Raw genomic sequence first — 20,995 nt, forward strand, 5'->3', positions numbered from 1 at the left:
TGACATAAGTGATATATGTATCATTCTGTCGAGCAGAGTGTCAACGCCGCAGTTGTGAACAAGGTTATAGCGCTTGTTTCTGGCGTCCCCCTGAGCTATACTTTTGCATTATTCCGGCTAGGTAAGGGTCTCCATGAAGCTCAACGCCAAACTCGTCATTATCATGCTCACGCTGCTGGTGCTGGCCATGCTGACCCTCTTTATCCTCAACCAGTCCGCCCAGGACGACCTGGTGCGCGAGATCCAGGAAAGCTCCCAGGAGATCTCCAAAGCGGTCCAGATGAGTATCGCGGATCTTACCTCGGACGCGGAGACCTCCCGCCTCACCGATTATCTCCACAATGCCCGCGACAAGGGCATCAATGAAATCAACATCATCAGCAATGAAGGAGAGATCATCGACTCCTCCGACCCCGAGAAGATCGGCAAGAAGCGGGAGGTGAAGAAGCTGGAAAAGGGCATCCGGGCGGTCCAGCGCCCCATCGGCGGTTCCCTGCTTTCCCAGAGGCCCTATGAGGTGGTGGTTCCGGTCATCGTGGGCGATGAACAGCTTGGCTATGTGCAGATCAACATGCTGCTGGACAAGATTCGCGACATCCAGCATGCCAATTTCATCCGCCGCTTGTTTGCCACCAGCATGGTGTTCGTGGTCGGTATCGCCCTGACCATCTTTCTGGCGCGCCGTTATACGGACCCGATCCATCGGTTGGTCGATGTCTTCAAGCGGGTTTCGTCGGGGGATCTGTCGGTGACCATCACCGCCGACAGCAAGGATGAGATCGGCGATCTGGCCACCGGCTTCAATACCATGGTGGAGAAGCTGCGTGAACGCGAGGTGTTGGAAAAACGGCTCTATGAGGCCGAGCATCTCTCCCGTGTCGGCCAGTTGGCGTCGGGCATTGCCCATGAGATCCGTAACCCTCTGAACTATATAAGCCTTGCCATCGACCACTTGCGGGCCGACATGCTCCCCCTGTGCGGCGAGCGCCAGGAAGAATTGGAGGATCTGGCCGGCAAGATCAAGGAAGAGGTGCGCCGGGCCAACTATATGGTGCTCAACTTCATGAACTACGGGCGGCCGCTCAAGCTGCGCCGGGTGCTGATCCCCTATGAAGACATCCTGGCAAAGACCTTGCCGCTCCTGAACGAGCGGCTGTCGGAGCAGCGCGTCGTCCTGGAGCAGCGTCTTGCCCCCGGCCTGCCGCCCCTGTGGGTCGATCAGGAGTTGCTGCGCAACTGCATCATCAACTTCGTCAGCAATGCCGCCCAGGCCATGAATGAGGGGGGCACCATCATCCTGGGGGCTGCCAGGGACGAGGCGTCCGGGCGGGTGCGCTTGACCTTTGCCGATCAGGGCAAGGGGATCAGCGCGGAAGATCTTGCCAAGATATTCCAGCCCTATTTTACCACCAAAGATGTGGGCATCGGCCTGGGCCTGGCGATAACCGAGCGTATCATCAAGGAGCATGGCGGCGAAATTCTGGTGGAAAGCCGGCTTGGCGAAGGCACGACATTTACCGTGACGCTGCCGCTTCAGCCGGAGGAGCCGGACAATTCCACAGAACAGGGGGCCGTGTAGTGGCTGCCACACAGGGAAGCATATTGATCGTCGATGACGAAAAGGGGCAGCGGGAGATTCTCACCGTTATCCTGAAGAAGGAGGGGTACGACGTCGCCGACGTACCCGGGGTGCGCGAGGCTTTGGAACAGTTGGACCGGCGGGAATTCGACCTGATCATGACCGACCTGAAGATGCAGGGGCAGAGCGGCCTTGATCTCCTGGAGGCGATTCAGGCCGCCGATCCACAGCAGTGTGTCATCATTATGACGGCGCATGGGACCATTGACTCGGCGGTGGAGGCCATGAAGAAGGGGGCCTTCGATTATCTGGAAAAACCGCTGGAACGGGACAACCTGATCCTCACCTTGCGTCGGGCCTTCGAACGCATCGGGCTGGTCCGGGAGAACCGGGTCCTGCTGAAGCGGGTCGAGCAGATTCAGACCATCCCCACGATCCTGGGCGAACATCCGAAGATGCGGGAGGTCTTCCGCATTGTGAGCAAGATCGCCGCGACCAATTCCACGGTGTTGATCGTGGGCGAATCGGGCACCGGCAAGGAGTTGGTCGCCCGGGCCATTCACGACGGCAGCCAACGGCGGGACAAGCCGTTTATGGCCATCAACTGCGCGGCAATACCCGACTCCCTGATTGAAAGTGAACTTTTCGGCCATGAAAAGGGGAGCTTTACCGGGGCCAACGCCCGCGAGATCGGCATCTTCGAGGCGGCCAACGGCGGCACGGTGTTCCTGGACGAGATCGGCGAGATGAATGTGGCCATGCAGGCCAAGCTGCTGCGGGCCATCCAGGAAAAGGAGATTCGCCGGGTGGGGGGCAAGGTCAACATACCGCTGGATGTGCGCATCCTTTCCGCCACCAACAAGGAGTTGGAACAGGAGACCAGACGGGGCAACTTCCGCGAGGATCTTTTTTACCGCCTCAATGTGATCCGCATCAATCTGCCCCCGTTGCGCGAACGGGGCGGCGATGTCAAAACTTTGGCAGAATATTTCGTGAAAAAGTACAGCCAAGCCTCCGGCATAGGGGTGGAGGGCATTTCCCGGCCGGCATTCAAATTGCTTATGAATTACACGTGGCCCGGCAACGTGCGCCAGTTGGAGTCGGTCATCGAGCGTTCCGTGTTGATGGCGGAGAGCAATTACATCGAGCCGGAAGACCTGCCGGCCGAGGTGACCGCGACATCTGCCCTGGGCGGCGGCATCCCCTTTGAGCTGCCGCCGGAGGGGATCGCCTTCGAGGAACTGGAAAAGGGGATCATCGTCAAGGCCATGGAGCGGGCCGATTGGGTGATCGGCAAGGCGGCTCCGCTTTTGGGGATGAGCTACAAGACCCTCCAGTACCGCCTGGAGAAGTTCGGCATCGAGAGACCCGAGCGCCGCCCGAAACTATAGCAGGCTGCCCTGCCGACAGAGATTGTTATGCCAAGCCACCAGAACGCAGCAATCATAACCTCCCAGACTATCCACGCGCTCGGCATGACGCTGTTGCAGGCGGGCAAGGCCGACGAGGCGGCCTTCCAGTTCAGGAAGGCGCTCAGCCTGGCGCCCGGCTTTACGGACGCCTACCTCTGTCTGGGGCATTGTCTTCACCTTGCAGGAAGGTTCGATGAAGCCCTCGAGGTGTATGACCGGGCGTTGCGGATTGCCCCGGATAGTGCCCCTGTCTGGAACAACCGGGGTAATGCGCTCTTGGAGCTGTGCCGGTATAACGATGCGGCAGAAAGTTATTCCCGGACCCTGGAGCTGGCCCCTGGCTTCCACGACGCCCGAGTGGCGCTGGGCACCTGCTATCAGGCCTTGGGGCAGTTCGCAAAGGCGCAGGCTGCCTGCGAGGCTGTTTTGCGGGTAGAGCCCAACCACGCCGAAGCCCACTGGAACCGCGCCCTGCTGCTCCTCCTGCATGGCGATTACCACGAGGGGTGGCGGGAGTACGAATGGCGCTGGCTGAAACGCAACTTTACGTCGCCGCTGCGGGATTTTGCCCAGCCCCGCTGGCAAGGTGAGCCCATTGGCGGCAAGACCCTTCTGATCCATGCCGAACAGGGATTTGGCGATACGCTCCAATTCTGCCGCTACGTCCCGCTGGTGGCTGCCCTCGGCGCCCGGGTCGTCTTCGAGTGCCACCCGCCGTTGGCGCCGCTGATGAATATGGCGGGGGTGCGGGCGGTCCCCATGGGTGAGCCGCTTCCCCCCTTTGATCTGCACGTGCCGCTCCTCAGCCTGCCGATGCTCTTTGGAACGAGGGTGGAGACCATTCCCGCGGAGGTCCCCTATCTGACGCCCCCTGCGGCTCGTCTCCCTTTCTGGCGCGGTCTCGTTCCAAACGAGGGACGCTTGAAGGTCGGCCTCTGCTGGGCTGGCAAGTCGTATCCCGATCCCGGCCGGAGCTGCCCGCCGGAGTTACTGGCACCCTTGGCGGCAGTAGAACCGATCTCCTGGTATTCGCTTCAGTTCGGCCGGGAGGGGGCGTTGCCGTTGCCGATGGCCGATCCAACGGGCCATGTCGGGGATTTCGGCGATACCGCCGCCCTGATTACCCAACTCGACCTGGTCATCACCGTGGATACGGCCGTGGCGCACCTGGCAGGGGCTTTGGGAAAGCCCGCCTGGGTCATGCTGCCCCATGCCCCGGACTGGCGCTGGATGACAGGGCGGGAGGACTCTCCCTGGTATCCGTCGCTGCGCCTTTTCCGTCAGGCGAGGCCTGGTTCGTGGCGGGAGGCCGTCCAACGGGTGGCACATGCCCTGGAGAGCCGGGCAAGGTCGGCTCGTCTTGCTCCCGCAGGCTGATGTTCTGCCGCCTGGGGCGCCCGAAGCCGTTCATGGCAATCTAATAACTAAACAACGAATTCTTTGTGCCGATAGTATAAGTTATGGGGCATTGCTCTGCAACAAGAGACCGAGGAGAAACCCATGAGTTCTTCAACTTCTGATTACACCGTTTCCTTTGATCTGACATCCATCTATCAAAATGTGCAGGATCAGCGCACACAGTTGGCTCAGTACGCCATCATGCAGGCGGCGACCTATATGCAGAACAACAAAACAGACCAGGCGGTCGCGGCCTTCAAGAAGGCCTTGGGCCTGGATCCACAGAACACCACCGCGTACAACTATTTAGGCCAGATATACATGTCCCAGGGAAAGAATGCCGATGCCGTCAAGGCGTTCCAGCAGATCATACGGATACAATCCAATGCCGCGACCGCAGACAGTTCGTCCACCGCGCCGACGTTGGCGGACGCCCATATCAGCCTGGGAAACGCCTATTTGCAGAATAAACAGTACACCCAGTCCGAGAAGGAATATAAAACAGCTGCGCGGTTGAATCCTCAAAATCCGGTTGCCGTTTACACCTTGGGGCAACAATATATCACACAAAATCGCCTCAGCGAGGCGGAAGCGCAATTTAAGAAGGTGCAGAAGTTATCCCCCAAGGATGGCAATGTCTACTATGCCCTGGGACAGGTTTACAACAAGGAGGGGAAATACGACGAGGCAGCAACAAATCTGGAGAAATCCCTTACCCTGAAAACAAAGTTTCCGTCTGCCAACTATGAACTCGGCGTGGCCTACAACGGGTTGGGCAGGACTGCCGACGCCAAGAACCAGCTGTCCATTCTGAAGAACACGGATACCACCCTGGCTTCACAGCTGCAGTTTCTCATCAACAAGCCGCAGATGGTCGCTATCAACACCACCGCCCCCGGAGCATTCAACGACATCCTGGGGCCGAGTACCCCCCTCTGGTATCTTGATTCGTCTCTGACCGCGCCCAACAGTTCAAAGACCTATTCGGTAACCATCAGCTTCACCAATGCCATGGACGTGTCCTCCATCACCAACCCGCAAAACTGGTCGATTTCACGCTCGAACAGCACGGCAGGGGGCTTCTACAATAACATGATGCCGGTAAGCGCCAAGGACGTCACAATCCTGAATACCCCTCAGTCGATCACCTATAACCCCCTCACCAACGAGGCGACCGTGAATTTCCGCATCAGCCAGAATGCAGCAGGTACTGCGGTAATCGACCCGTCCCATATCGTCTTCAAGTTCAACGGGAAAGACGCAAGCGGTCGGAGCATGGATCAGACTGCGGACGAGGTCGACGGAGCCAGCACCACCCCGTTCTAAGGTTTTTTGATTGTATTGCAACGGTTTTTTCTCTATATAATTAAGAATATACCGTAATTTTAATCTGTGAGAGGTCGCATGTCGTTACCTACCAACCAAAATTTGATTGCCATCGAGGGCGCTGCCACCTATGAGCGGATTCTTGCGGCTATTCGTGATATCGAAATCGAAGAGGCGATCCGGCACCTCCAGGATTTTTTGAAGATCTACCCGGAATTTGCCCAGGCTCACAACGATCTCGCGACGCTCAATTATCGAACCGGCAATAACCTCAAGGCCCTGGCCCATTATGAAAAGGCCCATAAACTGGACTCCGCGAACATAACCTACCGCAAGAATCTGGCAGACTTCTACTTTGTCGAATTGGGGTGGTCCGACGACGCCATCTACACCTATCTGGATATCCTCAAGGACAATCCGTTCGACGTTGAGGCCTTAAACTCCCTGGGCTCCATCAGTCTGCGCCTGGGACGCCGGGAACAGGCCCGGCAGTATTTCTCCCGGTCCCTGCAGCTTGACACCCGCAACGGTGATGCCAGGCAGGCCCTGCTGCAGTTAGGCGCGCAGCCTTCGAACGACCCCTGTCCGCCCCCTGAGGCTTTTTCTCCCGTCCCGGGAGAGGTGCAGCCGGCGGCAGCCGCTCCCGTCACTCCGGCAGCGCCAATCGTTTTCCCCGGGGTGCCCGAACCGGCGCGCTCTCCCGAAGAGCTTCACCGGGCTGCCCTGACCCTTGCCAACGACGGGAAACCCCAGGATGCGGTCAGGCTGCTTGAACAATTGCTGGAGCAGTACGGCAATTACGCGCCCGCTCATAACGACCTGGGGGTCCTCTATCAGCAACAGGGCGACTTGCGGCGTTCCCGCCGCCACCACGAAGAAGCGGTCCGGCTTCAGCCCGTCAGCACCGTCTTTGCAAAGAATCTTGCCGACGTCCTCTGCATCGGTTTTGGGGAGGTTGAAGAGGCGCTGAAGATCTATGTTCGACTTCTGACCGCCGCCCCGCAAGACATCGAGATCCTCATGGCCCTCGCCACCATCTGTCGGGAGGTGGGGCAGGAGTCCGACGCCCGTTTTTTCCTGGAGCGTATTCTCGCCGTGCAGCCATGGAATAACGATGCGCGCGCGACCCTCGCGGTTTTAGAAGGCCACCTGGGAGCTGAGAGTTGAGATGAAGGTTTCCATGCCCAGCGGGCGAACCCACGGGTGGGGGGTCGCCGGGGAGTACTTGACGAAGGAAATTGCGAAGCTGCCGCCGCTTGACGGCGTGACCCTGCACTGTATCAGCGGCCATGACTTTCGCCCCATGCAGCCGGCGGATTGGGATCGGATCAACATCGGCTACTGTTTCTTCGAAAATGATATCGAAGCCCTCCGGCATACCCGTCGGGCTGCCCGCGAATGGGACTTCATCGTCGCCGGTTCGTCGTGGTGCGAGCACCAGTTGCGGATCGGCGGGGTTCGGCAGACAGCCACAATCCTTCAGGGGATCGATCCGGACAACTTTTACCCGACGCCCTTTCTTGAAGACGACAGCAGGTTCATAGTCTTCTCGGGCGGCAAGTTTGAGTTCCGCAAAGGGCAAGACCTGGTGATCGCCGCCATGCGTACGTTCATGCAGCGCCATCAGGACGCCTGCCTGGTCTGTTCCTGGATCAATCAATGGCCTTTTTCCCTTGCCACAATGGCCAACTCCCCCCACATCTCGTTCCGGTTGACAAACGACGACTGCCTGACGATCCTGCAGCGGACACTTCACGAAAACGGCATACCTCTGGAGCGGGTCTGCCTGACCCCCCTTGTCGACAATGCCCAGATACGGCAGATTTACCAGCAGAGCGACATCGGCATCTTCCCCAACCGTTGCGAAGGCGGCAACAATATGGTCATGTGTGAGTATATGGCCTGCGGACGGACGGTGATTGCCAGCGATGCCACCGGCCAGGCGGACATTATAACCGGCCGGAACGCCTTTGCCCTTGCCGACTATACGCCTCTGCTGGTCAAGGACGCTGCGGGGCAGCCAAGCGGCATCTGGCATGAACCGTCCGTCGAAGAGCTTATCGAACAGCTGGAATCGGCCTACCGGAACCGGGACATCCGCCGCCACAAGAGCGCCGTTGCCGCCGAGGACATGAAAAGACTGGCGTGGGACAAAGCCGCGCACCAATTTCATTATATCGCCACGAAGCTCAACAATGCGGCCGCATTCGGCCATTCAAGAACGTGAGAACTATTTGATGGATGTTTCATTCAAAGGGATTGCCCGCCTTGTCTCCTTTGTGGATAAAATCGAGAGTGAAACCTATGTATTTCGGGGACAGCATGCAAGATATGAAAATATGGCTTAGCTACGTAGCGTACCCGGTAACGACAGCAGTCTATTTCGAACGGGCGCTGCGCAAAATGTGCCGAACCACCACCGTTGGACCTCCCCTCCCTGCCGATCTCATCGACCGATGGCAGCTGCATAATATGAAGCTGCCACTTAAGGAACAGGACATTTCGACTGATTTTGTCCCGGACATGGCCGCGATCCTCGGCGATACCGCTTCCATCGAGCATCCCGACCTCTACCTCTGGATCGAATCCGTGCCTGGTCACTTCCCCCGGAACCTGGCGGCACTCAAATGCCCGAAGGCTTGTTATCTCATCGACAGCCATCTGAGCCTTCCCCTGCATCTCGAGTGGGGGAAGAACTTCGATATGGTATTCATCGCCCAGCGAGAATACCTGGAGGAATTCCGACGGCACGGAATCCGGGCTTTCTGGCTGCCGCTCGGTTGCGATCCGGAGGTTCACAAGAAGGCTGGCTCGGAAAAAAAATTTGAAATCAGCTTTGTCGGCGGAATCCCGCAGGGGTCCAGGAGGCAGCGACTCCTCGCGACGCTGGACGCGCAGTTGCCGATTCATTACGAACGCTGCTTCTGGGACGATATGGCCCGGCTCTTCTCTGAATCGAAAATAGTTTTTAACGAAGCGGTCCGCAATGATCTGAACATGCGGGTCTTCGAGGTCATGTCCACCGGTTCTTTTCTCCTGACCGATCTGGCAAGGAACAGCGGCCAGGACACCCTTTTCAGGGATGGTGAGGATTGCGCGGTATACCGGGATAACGAGATCGTCGACGTGGCCCGCTTTTATCTGGAAAACCAGGCGCTACGGGAGCAGATGGCTGCCCGCGGACAACGCCTTGTTCACAACGCCCATACCTATGGGCATCGGGTCGAAGACCTGCTGGCGGTTGCACTCGGCGGTAAGCCGGACACCTTTTCTGCGGAAGAGTTGCGGGAACGTTCCCTCGTCGGCGTGCCGCCGGTGGATGCCGGGGTCCACGATTCCGCCTGCATCAGCACTGCCCGGCGCAGCTTCGTCATCCCGGTGCTCGACATGTCACCGGCGAGCGAATACAACGTCACCACCCTGTTGCGCGACCTGGAAGGGGTGGAGGGCGACGTGATCGTGGTCTTCAACGGCCAGGAGGTGGCGGAGCAGCTTAAAGGGCACCCCCGCATCGACCGCTACGCCATCATGAAACAGAACATCGGCGTTGCCCGGGCCTGGAACCTGGGGCTGGAGATGGCGGCGACACCGACCGTCTTCATCATGAACGCCGACCTCCATGTGGAGCGGGCCGCCATAGAGGCGCTCGAGCAGGCGTTGCACTCCCTGCCGGATGCCGCCTGTGTCGGCCCCCAGGGGAGCTTCCTCAATTTTGCCCTGACAAGGGATTACCTCTATTTCGACAAGGGAAGTTTCAGCCATCCGATTAAGGTGGATGCCGTCTCAGGGTTCTTCTTTGCGGTCAAACTGGAACATTTCAGCGCCAAGTTGATCCGCTTTGAAAACGGATTCACCCCGTGTTATTTCGAAGAGTGGGATTTGGGACTGCAGATCAAACAGGCTGGCCTTGAGTCCTACATCGTACCCACAACCGCCTATGACCACCACTGGAGCGGCACCATTCGGGCGCTGAGGGAGATTTCCTTCTATGAACGGGCCGAAACAGCCGGCGAAATCCTTGTGCGTAACCGAAAGGTTTTCTTGAACAAGTGGCGGGGAATCGCTGGCCGCGCCGGCAATCAATCTCTGTTCGAGAGCAGATTCCCGGCATACGTTGCGGATCAGGCGCAGGCCCTGATAGCCGAAGGACGGCAGGACGATGCCGGCAAGCTGCTTGCCGAGGCGTCGCTGCGCTATGGAGACGATCCATTAATTGCAGCCTTGCGACGGTTTATCGAGATCCAGGCATGTAAGTCCGATAAGCTCCTGCAAGGGATGGAGGCGTGATCTCGTGATAAATTATATGCTCGGCAAATTGACAGAACAGGTGCGTGAGTCGGTAACCCTGCAGAAGGACGGGGATCTGGCCGCTGCATTTGGTGGGTATGAGCTTGTTTTCGAGGCACTTCGATTTTACGAGGGGCTTGGCTACGGTAAAGAGACGGAAAATATTCAACGGTTGGCGCTCGAGGCCCAGCCGAGCCCGATGATGACCCTTTATTGCCATAGTTTGATTCTTTTTCACCGTCGGCACTATACCTGTGCCCTGGAGGCAATCGAGGCCGCTCTGGCGGTAGCACCGGAGATAACGATGCTACACGCGCTCAGGGGTAGGGTCCAGACCGCTCTGGGAGACTTGCCGGGCGCATATGAAACATTTAGCCAAATCCAGTCACGTGATCCCGCCTTCGGCGGAGCGGCCGACAGTCTTTTTGTGCTCACTGCGGAAAAAGAGATGCCGGGAGAAGATTACTACGACTGGCTGCAACATTTTCATAACTGGTTGCGTCCGGCCAGTTATGTCGAGATCGGCCTCGGGCATGGCCGGTCACTTGCCCTGGCCGGTCCAGATACAAAGGCGATTGGGGTCGATCCATACCAGGGATTCTGGGGGCGTCTGAACTATGTCTGCCCCCACGGCCCGGCTACGCTCTTCCCGTTGACGAGCGACGACTTCTTTGCCCAATATGATCTGCGCGAAGTCATGGGGCGGGAAACGTTTGATTTGGGATTTATCGACGGCCTGCACCTGTTCGAACAAGCCCTGAAGGACTTCATCAATCTGGAGCGTTATGCCAGAAAGGATTCGGTCATACTGATCCACGATTGCCTGCCAATTGCCCCAGTCGTTGCGGAGCGGGAGCGCTGTACCGGTTTCTGGACCGGCGATGTGTGGCGGATCATCCCCTGTCTCAAAACATTCAGGCCGGATCTGAAAATCATGACTATCCCGACCAAGCCTTCAGGGTTAGGGGCTGTGACCAATCTCGATGCCGCGTCGACCGTTTTGGCGGATCATTATGATGAAATAGTCCATTATTACCTCTCCCTCAATTGCCCGGAACGCTTTGATCAGCGTCGGGTAGTATGCAACGTGGGAATTGCGGATGAGGATTATGTCCAAGGAATTTTTGCGGGCAGCACAAATAGAACGGATATATAACTCGCCGGAGTAACGGCTAATAAACGGTGGCGGTACAAATTGACAGCGCAGGAGACTTGATTTCGATGGCTAATCATATTCAAACCATCTTCAACTCACCAAAAGAGCTAAACAGTGACGCTGAAGACTTCTATAGAGATTACTGGACCGACTCCGGTGTTGTAAAAAAAGAAACCATCGCAAAGAACAGGGCCATAATCGGCAAATTTTTTCCTCAAGGACTTTCTGGTAAAAAAATACTTGAGATAGGTGTTGGTGGAGAGGGGGGAACCCTCCTCCTGTTGAAGGACAACAATGAAGTTCATGGTCTGGATGTGTCGGATTCTGCCATAAGTAATTGTCACCGATTTGGTATTAACGTGACAAAGGTCAATCTGGACAGTGGGTTAGTACCATTTCAGGCTGATTATTATGACGTTGTCTTTGCTTTTGAGGTTTTCGAGCACTTTGCCAATCCCCAACATGCCATCGAAGAAATCAGGAGAGTTTTGAAGCCTGGTGGAATTTTTATCTCCAGTATTCCTGCCACCTTTACGTATCATTGGCCACGCCTTTTTTATGCAGACCTTTTTGAAAAGGGGAATTATGAAGATTTTCTCATAATAAATGAGTTTAGAGTTACCTGTTTCAATGATTGGATGATACATAATCGTTATGGGAAGTACAAAATCTCTCCCGATGTTACCTCTTGGAGTTGGTACTGCTTATCTGAAAAGTTGGGGTCGGAAGATGCGCAGGGCTATTTTGATGCAGGACTGCATTTTTGGGAAAAGCGCAATGAACTCGGCATCAGAACCAGACCGATTGAAGCAATTGATTTGTTCGGAAAAAGTTTAAAGTCTGCGCCGGACAAAACCGATGCCAAGTTATATATGGCCCATGCATTGCTTTATCGTGCGATTAATGGCGATCGCGATGAGTTTATCAAGCGCGTAGAGGAAATCATCGCTCACCTGATGACTCGGGATGGCGGTACTAATATTGAATACTTGTCAAGGCTACTATTGATCAACGTGGAAGCAAACAGATTGGGATTACAACTTATACATCCAGATGATTATAATAAGCTAAAAATAAAACTGAGTCAGACGGATGGCACTAAAGCAATTATTGAAGAGATAAACCGCGAAGAAGAGATCAGCGCGCATCTTGCCTCTTGTCAGCTGTGACCCAAATGATAAATATGAATAAATGGTTGAAATGAGTGAGAGAACAGATAGCGACCGACATCCCCGAAATTTGGTTTAATTGCGGTGTTACCGCTACGGCGCGGGGCGATTATGCCCACGCTGAAAACTGTTTCCGCCGGACACTGGCTTTTGTACCAAACTCCCTGGAAACCCTGCTGAACCTTGGGTATGTGCTGGGCGAACAGGGAAAGGCGGAAGAGGCGCTCGGCTGCTACGAATCGGTCCTGGCCGAGGCTCCTGGAAACGCCAAGGCACGCTACAACAGGGCTGCACATCTTCTCCGCAGGGGGGATCTGGCTGCCGGATTTTCCGACTACGAGGCTCGCTTTGCCGCCATTCGGGATGTGGACTGCCGCCCCTACCCCCAGCCCCGCTGGGACGGTTCCCCTCTAAACGGCCGCAGCATCCTGGTTTACTGCGAGCAGGGGTTCGGCGACGCGATCCTGTTTGGCCGATACGTGCCGCTGCTGGCCGGCCAGGGCGGAAAGGTGGTGCTGGAGGCGCAACCGCCGCTGTTGTCCCTCCTGGCGACGCTGCCCGGCGTCGACAGGGTTGTTGCAAAGTCCGCAAATCCGCCGGTCACGGATTGTCATATCCCCCTGCTCACTCTCCCCCACCTCTTCGGGACGACCCTGGAAACCATTCCCGTCTCGGTACCGTACCTTTTCCCCTCTGAATCTCTGACCTCAGTCTGGCGCGCGCGTACAGCATCTGAGCCGGGTATCCTGCGTATCGGCCTGGTTTGGGCCGGCAAGGAACGCCCCTACCCCAACCGCTCCTGTCCCCCCGAATGCCTCGTGCCGCTCCTGGCCACGCCGGGAGCCCGCTTCTTCTCCCTGCAGATCGGCGAACGGGAGCGGTTTCCCCTTCCGCCGGAGTTTGCCGCAGGGGTGATCGACCATACGGATGGCATCAGGGTCTTTGCCGACACCGCCGCCCTGATCCTCACCCTCGACCTGGTCATCACCATCGATTCCGCAGTTGCCCACTTGGCTGGCGCGCTCGGCAAGCCGGTCTGGACTCTCCTCCCCTGTGCCGCGGACTGGCGCTGGCTGGAAGACCGGAGCGACTCCCCCTGGTATCCGACCATGCGGCTGTTCCGGCAACCGGCCCCAGGCGATTGGGGGGCGGTGATTAATGCGGTCGCAGGAACGTTACGCGCCGTGACAACGCACGAAGCAGTGGCGGCCGCCTTGACGGACGAGCAGTGCGATTCCCTGTTCCGGGGGGCCATGGAATCCCTCGAGCACAACGTCCCAGACGCCGCTGCCGCCCAATTTCTCAAACTCCTGCCGTTGTTCCCGGACAATCCGGCTGTCTGGTTCAACCTGGGGCGCGCCCGCCGTCTCCAAAGAAACCGTGCCGATGCGGAGAAGTGCTTTCGCCGGGCGCTCCTCTTGAAACCCGACAGCCCCGACATCTGGCTCGCCCTGGGCCGCCTCTACCTGGAACTGAAGGCGTTCGAGGAGGCGGAGACGTGCTTGGGGAAGGCGCATGAACTCGCGCCGGGATCGGTTGATATCTTGCTCGACCTGGGTGCTGCATTGGTCCCCCAGGGGAAAACAACAGAAGCCTTCTGCTGCGACCAGAAGATCCTCGCCATCAAGCCAGACTGCACGGAAGCCATCTATAACATGGGGTTTTTGCAGCTGCGTAGCGGTGATTTTCTGTCCGGCTTCGCCAACTTCGAACAGCGCCTTTCCATAGAGAGGTTTCAGATCGACCCGCGCATCTATCCCCAGCAGCGGTGGGATGGTTCCCCCCTGGCGGGGAAAACCATCCTCGTGTTTGGGGAGCAGGGCATGGGTGATTCAATCCAGTTTTCCCGCTACATCCCCCTGATCGCCCAACGCGGCGGCAAGGTCGTTTTTGAAGTCGAGAAGCCGCTTGTCCCGCTGTTCAACTCTCTCCCCGGCGTGGCACGGGTTGTAGCGAAATCCGGGACGCCGCCGGCCACGGATGTGTACATCCAATCACTCAGCCTCCCGCATATCTTCCACACAACTATCGACACCGTGCCAAACCGCGTCCCGTACCTCACCCCTGAGCCGTCAAAGGTGGCGGCGTGGCGACAGCTGCTGGCGGGCGATTCTGCATTCCGTGTCGGGTTGGTCTGGCGCGGCAATCCCCTGAATCCGCTGGACCAGGACCGTTCCAGCTCATTGGCGGCATTTTCGCCACTCGCGGCTCTGGACGGCGTCAGCTATTACAGCCTCCAGGTGGGACCCGCGGCGGAAGAGGCTGCGTCTCCGCCCGCAGGCATGGAGATCACGGACCTGACCAGCCGGTTGGAAGACTTCTCCGATACCGCCGCCTTGATCGCCAATCTCGACCTGGTCATAAGCATCGAGACGGCGGTTGCCCATCTGGCCGGCGCCCTTGGCAGGCCGGTCTGGGTGCTGTTGTCCCATAATCACTGTTGGCGCTGGCTTGCCGGGCGGGATGATTCGCCCTGGTATCCCACCATGCGCCTGTTCCGGCAGGAGCGCCCGGGGGATTGGGGCGGAGCGGTCCAACGGGTCAAGAACGCCTTGGAGTCATTGGTACGTGAACGAGCAAACTGAACAGGGCCATATGGATATCGAATCATGCTATCAGCTCGGAGCGCTGCTCAAGGAACGGGGAGACCTCCCCGGGGCGGAGCGTTGCTTCAGGCGGATCGTGGAACAGGCCCCCGAGCTCCCGGACCCGCAGCACAGCCTGGGGGTCGTGCTGCAACTTCAGGAGAGGCTGTCGGAGGCCATCGAGCACTATCGGGCCGCCATCGCCCTCGATCCCTGTTTTGTGAAGGCCCGCTACAACCTGGCCACGGCCCTCTGGCGGAGCGGTTCGTACCAGGAGGCAATGGCTTGTGCCCGCAAGACCATAGACCTCGATCCGGCACATGCCGAGGCCCACGGGCTGCTCGGGCAACTCGCCCTCCTGACCGGAGATCTCGGCCACGGGTGGGATGAGTACGAGTGGCGCTGGGACACGAGAGAGGGCAGTACCAAGAAACAGGACCTGGGCCGGCCCCAGTGGGATGGTTCTCCGTTGGCGGGTAGAACGCTCTTGATCCATATGGAGCAGGGGCGGGGCGATATGATCCAGTTTATCCGGTATGCCCCGCTGGCGGCAGCCACGGGAGGACGGGTCGTCGTCTGCGCCCTCCGGGAACTGGTGGCGCTTTTGGCAACCGTCGAGGGGATAAGCCAGGTCGTGGATCGCCAAGGGCCGTTGCCGGAGTTCGATGTCCACATCCCCGTACTCAGTCTCCCCCGCGTTTTGGGGACGACCCTGGAAACGGTTCCCAACCGGGTTCCCTATCTGAGGCCGGACCCGGCAAAGGTCGCGGCGTGGCGGCAGCTCATGCCGGCCAACGGGCGGGTGCGCGCCGGCCTGGTCTGGGCCGGCCAGGAAAAACCGGACCCCTTCCGTTCCATGCCCCTGAGCGCGTGTGCCCCGCTCCTTTCCCTCCCGCACGTGGACATCTACTCGCTGCAAATGGGCAGGGGCGTGGAGGAGATGGCGTCTCTCCCGGCGGGGTGCGCGATCATCGATCACACCGCACGGATTTCCGATTTTGCCGATACCGCGGCACTGATCGCCAATCTCGACCTGGTCATCACCATCGACACTGCCGTGGCCCATCTGGCCGGCGCACTCGGCAAGCCGGTCTGGGCATTGTTGCCGTTCGTGCCGGACTGGCGCTGGCTGCTGGCGCGTGACGACTCCCCCTGGTATCCCACCATGCGCCTGTTCCGGCAACGGTCTCCCGGAGATTGGCCCGATGTCGTGGAACGGGTTCGGGAAGCGCTGGGGCAGCAGTTCGGCAGCCCTGCCTTCCATAATCAGCGGGGCATTGCACTGTTGCAGGCAGGGCAAGCCGGAGAGGCCGAGCAGGCCTTTTCCGCGGCCATTGCCTGCGCCCCGGATTATGCCGAGGCCCACAGCAATCTCGGGGCAACCTACGATAACCAAAAGAGATACGGGGAGGCGCTCGCCAGTTACCGGACCGCCCTCGCGCTCAGACCTGATTTCGTCCAGGCCCTGTTCAACATGGGCAATGTCCATCGGGAGTTGGGTGAGCTTGCCGAGGCGCGGCGTTGCTACGAACAGGTTCGGGAGTTGTCGCCGGGCCTGCTGCAAGCAGACCTCTGCCTGGCGCAGATCTGGAAGGAAGAGCGGGACTTCGCGCGGGCACGCGGCTGCGTGGAGCGGGTACTGGCGCTCAGGCCCGATGACGCCTCTGCCCTGCACAGCCTGGGAGAAATCTGTCAGGCCGAGGAACGGTTTCCGGAGGCGATCGAGGCCTACCAGCGGGCGTTGGCGATCGAGCCGGGCAACGTCAAATCACAGAATATGCTCGGCATGGTCTTTCACCTGGTCGGCAGTCTCGAGGCCGCTGAGGAGTGTTACCGGAAAGCGCTCGCAGCCAAGCCCGACGCCCTGACGGTGCTCAACAACCTGGGGGCCGTCTATCAATCCCAAGGGCGATTTCCCGAATCGGTGGCCGTGCTGCGCCAGGCTGTTGCCGTTGATCCCTCCTATGCGGAGGCGCACTGGAACCTGGCGCTGTCGCTCCTTGCCGGTGGCGAGTACCGCGAGGGGTGGCTGGAGTACGAATGGCGCTTCAAAAAATCCAATCCGGTCCCGGAACGTCATTTTGACCGACCCCGCTGGGATGGTTCCCCCCTTGGCGGCAGGACCATTCTGCTCCATTGCGAGCAGGGATTCGGCGATACCCTGCAGTTCATCCGCTACGCGACGCTGGTCGCACAGCGGGGGGGGCGTGTCGTTGTGGAGTGCCAGACGCCGGCACTGAAGCGTCTGATCGCGGGCGTTGCCGGCGTCTCTGACGTCATTGCCGCCGGTGAGGCCTTGCCGAGCATGGACTGCCATGCCCATCTCCTGTCACTGCCGCTGATCTTCCAAACAACGGTGGGCACCATACCGGCTGACGTCCCCTACCTCCGTGCCGATCCGGCGGATAGGGCAGTCTGGCGCGGCCGCTTGGGATCGGCCGAATCCCTGAAGGTCGGCCTGGTCTGGTCCGGCCGCCAAAACCTGGTGCTCAACAGGAAGCGCACCTGTAATTTGAGCACCTTTGCGCCCTTGGCCGCCGTCCCGAACGTGACCTTTTACAGCCTCCAGGTGGGCGATGGCGCCGAACAAGCGGCTGAAGCGCCTGCCGGCCTGCACCTGGTTGACCTTACCGCCCATATACGGGATTTTGCCGACACTGCCGCCTTGATTGCCGACCTGGACCTGGTCGTCACCATCGATACCTCGGTCGCACACCTGGCCGGCGCGATGGCCAAGCCGACCTGGGTGCTTCTTCCCCATGTGGCTGATTGGCGCTGGCTGGCGAACCGTGAAGATTCCCCCTGGTATCCGGGTATGCGCCTCTTCCGGCAATCGGTTCCGGGCGATTGGCAGGGGGTGGTGCGATCGGTCGCAGCGGCACTGGAACAGTATCGCAACGCAACTTCACCGGTGGCGCCGGGCCCGGCTTTTTTGAACGCCCCCTCTCCGGGTGAAGCAAGCGCCGGCGCGGCCGTCACGTGTCCGCAGACGCCGCCGGGACCGGCGAAGCGCCCCCGTGGGCTCAAGGTGGGGCTGGCCTGGTCGGGGCGCCAGAACAAGGCGCTCAACCGCAAGCGCTCATGCCCGTTGGCCGCCTTTACGCCGCTCGCAGATGTCCCGAACGTGACCTTTTACAGCCTGCAAGTGGGCGGCGGGGCGGACCTGGCTGTAGAGGCCCCGCCCGGCATGGCGCTTTTGGACCTCACCGGGCATATCCATGATTTTGAGGATACGGCGGCGTTTATCGCGAATCTGGATTTGATCATAACCATCGACACCTCTGTCGCCCATCTGGCAGGAGCGATGGGCAAGCCGGCATGGGTGCTCCTCCCCTATGCCGCCGACTGGCGCTGGTTGACAACAGGTGAGGGCAGCCCCTGGTATCCTGGCGTTCGCCTGTTCCGCCAGCCGGACCTCGGTGCATGGGATGCGGTGATCCGGGCGGTTGCCGAGGCCCTGAACGAACGTGCTTCCGGCGGGAGGGTCGAATGCCCCCCGCAGCCGCGATGCCCCGGGCCGGCGCGGTTTTCTGAGGAGCGGGCCTGGCTGGAACGCTCCCTTGACGGATACCTGCGGGAACGTGCCTTGAATCCGTCCGACCCGGTCGCCCACCTGAATGCGGGAGCGGCGCTGGGGTTGCTCGGCAGGCACCGGGAGGCGATCCCCCACTACCGGAGAGCGTTGGCACTGTCGCCGGAACATGTGCAGGCACACCTGAACCTTGCCTTTTCCCTGCTGGCCCTGGGAGAATTTGCCGAAGGATGGCGCCACCACGAATGGCGCCACGGCATGGTCGATTCGCAGCTCCCCCCCTGGCCGCTGCTCCAACGATCGGGCCTGGGGAAACACCCGGGGGGGCAAAGGCTCCTCGTACACAGTGAACAGGGGTATGGCGATACCATTCAGTTCATCCGCTTCATTCCGCGCCTCGCAGACCTGGGATACTGCGTGACGGTAACGTGCCAACCGGAACTGGCGACGCTCGTCGGTTCGGTGCGGGGGGTCTCCCGGGTCGTGCCGCATGGGGAGTTGCTTCCCGTGTGCGATCTGCAGGTACTGCTTCTCAGCCTCCCCTACCTGTTCGGCACGACCCGGGAGACACTGCCGGACGAGGTGCCGTATCTCGCACCTCGCCCGCAGCAGGTCGTTCTGTGGCATAACCGTTTGTGCGGATCATCCGCGACGGGAGGGGACCGACCCCGATTGTAACTTTTTTTGCGGTCCTTATTTTTTCCTAAAGAAATTTCACCAAAGAACGATGAGTATATTAAAGCGCAGAAAGCGCACCCGGTAGAATGGCCGGACACAACCCCAGAAAGGAGCATCACCATGGCAATCAATGATATTTCTCTCACATCGGGCATGCGGAACAACCTCCTCGCACTTCAGCAGACTTCGTCTGCAGTCTCGCAGACCCAGCAGCGCCTGAGCAGCGGCAAGAAGGTTAACTCCGCCCTTGACAACCCCACCAACTTTTTTGCAGCTCAGTCGGAAACCCAGCGCGCCAGCGACCTGAACGACCGTAAGGACGGCATGAGCGAAGCGGTCCAGACCATCCAGGCTGCCAACGCCGGCATCACGGGCATCACCGCCCTGATCCAGTCGGCCAAAGGTCTGGCCAGCCAGGCTGCATCGACCAACGACACCACCGCTCAGGCAACCTACTACTCCCAGTTCCTGTCGATCACCTCGCAGATCACCACGTTGGCCAGCGACTCCGGCTACCGCGGCACCAACCTGCTGACCAACGGCACGCTCTCCATCGAGTTCGGCCAGAAGACCGGCGACTCCAACCTCACCATCAGTGGTGTCAACGGCTCTGCCGCTGGCCTGGGTGTCAGCGCCAGCGCTACGTGGGTTGGCTCGACGGCCGATGCTACGTCCACTTCTGCATTCATGGACAACGCCCTCAGCACGCTGCGTTCCAACGCTTCTACCCTGGCCAGTAACCTGTCCGTCATCACGACCCGCCAGGACTTCACCACCAGCATGATCAACACGCTGCAGACCGGCGCCGACAACCTGACCCTGGCCGATATGAACCAGGAAAGCGCCAACATGCTGGCACTTCAGACCCGTCAGTCTCTGGGCACCACCGCCCTGAGCCTCTCGTCTCAGGCAGCCCAGTCTGTTCTCAAACTCTTCTAGTAGAGGGTGGGAGTGACAGGGAATCGGTAAATAATAAAGGGAGGGGACTTTGGTCTCCTCCCTTTATTGCTTGACAGGGGTAAGCCGTATCGGTACAAAATGTGCTGCCGCCAACCGCCGCCTCCAGGCAACCGGCAACGACAGAAAAAATTACTCAAAAAGCTGATTACTATGCCACTGAAACTCACCCTCAAGCCCCAAGAGAAGGTCATTATCGGAGGCGCCGTCGTCAAGAACGGGGCTTCTACCGCTCATTTCACCATCGAAAACAACGTCCCTGTCCTGAGGCAGGCGGATATCCTCACCGAAGCAGAGGCGACGACACCGTGTCGCCGGATCTATCTTGCCCTCCAGCTCATGTACATTGACGAGGGAAATTGCGCCGTCACGCTCCCCATTTTGAGCGCCCTCGTCGATGAGTTGCTGGAGGCCGTACCAAGCATGAAAGAGTTGATTTCAAAGATGAATCAGTATACCCTGAACAAAGAATACTACCAGGCGCTGAAACAGGCCAAGAAACTCATCGCCTATGAAGAGGAGCTCCTAATCAATGTATCAAAATCCTGTTGATGCCTACACAACAATGCAGAAGGAGTCGCTCAGCGGAAGGGAACTGGAGGCGTCGGTGCTCTCCCGTGCCGCTCTCATGCTGAAACAGGTGCAGGAGAATTGGGATGCGTCAGATCGTGACGCGAAACTAAGAGAGGCGATAAAGTTCAACCAGAAGGTCTGGAGCTTCTTCCAGGCCGAGTTGAGCAGTCCCGAAAACCCGCTCCCGCGAAATCTGAAGGAGGACATCCTTAACCTCAGCCTCTTCGTAGATAATCACCTTTTTAATGTTTTGGCCTTTCCCGACCCCGAAAAACTCTCCATCGTCATCGATATCAACTTCAACATCGCCACCGGCCTGCGGACCAAACCGGCCGAGCAATAA

General features: G+C 58.9%; 14 protein-coding genes. All 14 read left to right on the plus strand.

Annotation, left to right across the window (positions count from 1 at the left end; all coding sequences use genetic code 11):
* The first annotated feature begins 133 nt into the window (after nucleotides 1–133).
* The 14 genes from F6V30_RS03985 (at nucleotide 134) to flaF (ending at nucleotide 20,995) form a co-directional block, all read left to right on the plus strand.
* The gene (locus F6V30_RS03985; RefSeq protein ID WP_151155189.1) at nucleotides 134–1,579 is read left to right on the plus strand and encodes a sensor histidine kinase; all 1,446 of its coding nucleotides are present in this window, start codon (nucleotides 134–136) and stop codon (nucleotides 1,577–1,579) included.
* Nucleotides 1,579–2,970: a sigma-54-dependent transcriptional regulator gene (locus tag F6V30_RS03990; RefSeq protein WP_151155190.1), complete on the plus strand. Its 1,392-nt coding sequence runs from the start codon at nucleotides 1,579–1,581 to the stop codon at nucleotides 2,968–2,970. Before F6V30_RS03985 ends, F6V30_RS03990 begins: the two co-directional genes overlap by 1 nt.
* A 27-nt stretch (nucleotides 2,971–2,997) precedes the next feature.
* Nucleotides 2,998–4,368: a tetratricopeptide repeat protein gene (locus F6V30_RS03995; RefSeq protein WP_151155191.1), complete on the plus strand. Its 1,371-nt coding sequence runs from the start codon at nucleotides 2,998–3,000 to the stop codon at nucleotides 4,366–4,368.
* A gap of 123 nt (nucleotides 4,369–4,491) precedes the next feature.
* Nucleotides 4,492–5,715 (plus strand): tetratricopeptide repeat protein, encoded by a 1,224-nt coding sequence (locus tag F6V30_RS04000; RefSeq protein WP_151155192.1) that lies wholly within the window; start codon nucleotides 4,492–4,494, stop codon nucleotides 5,713–5,715.
* 78 nt (nucleotides 5,716–5,793) lie between these two features.
* Entirely contained in the window at nucleotides 5,794–6,882 is a 1,089-nt protein-coding gene (locus F6V30_RS04005; RefSeq protein WP_151155193.1) for a tetratricopeptide repeat protein, read from the plus strand.
* Nucleotides 6,883–6,940: 58 nt separating this feature from the next.
* Nucleotides 6,941–7,942, plus strand: a complete 1,002-nt coding sequence (locus F6V30_RS04010; RefSeq protein ID WP_246163196.1) for a glycosyltransferase family 4 protein — start codon at nucleotides 6,941–6,943, stop codon at nucleotides 7,940–7,942.
* 245 nt (nucleotides 7,943–8,187) lie between these two features.
* The gene (locus F6V30_RS04015) at nucleotides 8,188–10,002 is read left to right on the plus strand and encodes a glycosyltransferase family protein (RefSeq protein WP_191965569.1); all 1,815 of its coding nucleotides are present in this window, start codon (nucleotides 8,188–8,190) and stop codon (nucleotides 10,000–10,002) included.
* A gap of 4 nt (nucleotides 10,003–10,006) precedes the next feature.
* Nucleotides 10,007–11,158 carry a class I SAM-dependent methyltransferase gene (locus tag F6V30_RS04020; RefSeq protein WP_191965570.1) on the plus strand — a complete coding sequence of 384 codons (1,152 nt, stop codon included), beginning with the start codon at nucleotides 10,007–10,009 and terminating at the stop codon, nucleotides 11,156–11,158.
* 65 nt (nucleotides 11,159–11,223) lie between these two features.
* Nucleotides 11,224–12,327, plus strand: a complete 1,104-nt coding sequence (locus F6V30_RS04025; protein ID WP_151155197.1) for a class I SAM-dependent methyltransferase — start codon at nucleotides 11,224–11,226, stop codon at nucleotides 12,325–12,327.
* A gap of 35 nt (nucleotides 12,328–12,362) precedes the next feature.
* A complete protein-coding gene (locus tag F6V30_RS04030; RefSeq protein ID WP_151155198.1) occupies nucleotides 12,363–14,912 on the plus strand; it encodes a tetratricopeptide repeat protein in 2,550 nt (849 codons plus the stop codon).
* A gap of 10 nt (nucleotides 14,913–14,922) precedes the next feature.
* Complete coding sequence (locus tag F6V30_RS04035) at nucleotides 14,923–19,122, plus strand: tetratricopeptide repeat protein (RefSeq protein ID WP_191965571.1); 4,200 nt, start codon at nucleotides 14,923–14,925, stop codon at nucleotides 19,120–19,122.
* A gap of 120 nt (nucleotides 19,123–19,242) precedes the next feature.
* Nucleotides 19,243–20,061, plus strand: a complete 819-nt coding sequence (locus F6V30_RS04040; RefSeq protein WP_151155200.1) for a flagellin N-terminal helical domain-containing protein — start codon at nucleotides 19,243–19,245, stop codon at nucleotides 20,059–20,061.
* A gap of 171 nt (nucleotides 20,062–20,232) precedes the next feature.
* Nucleotides 20,233–20,631 carry a flagellar biosynthesis repressor FlbT gene (locus tag F6V30_RS04045; RefSeq protein WP_151155201.1) on the plus strand — a complete coding sequence of 133 codons (399 nt, stop codon included), beginning with the start codon at nucleotides 20,233–20,235 and terminating at the stop codon, nucleotides 20,629–20,631.
* Entirely contained in the window at nucleotides 20,612–20,995 is a 384-nt protein-coding gene (flaF, locus tag F6V30_RS04050) for a flagellar biosynthesis regulator FlaF (RefSeq protein WP_151155202.1), read from the plus strand. Before F6V30_RS04045 ends, flaF begins: the two co-directional genes overlap by 20 nt.

This window comes from Oryzomonas sagensis (assembly GCF_008802355.1).
Taxonomy (GTDB): Bacteria; Desulfobacterota; Desulfuromonadia; order Geobacterales; family Pseudopelobacteraceae; genus Oryzomonas; species Oryzomonas sagensis.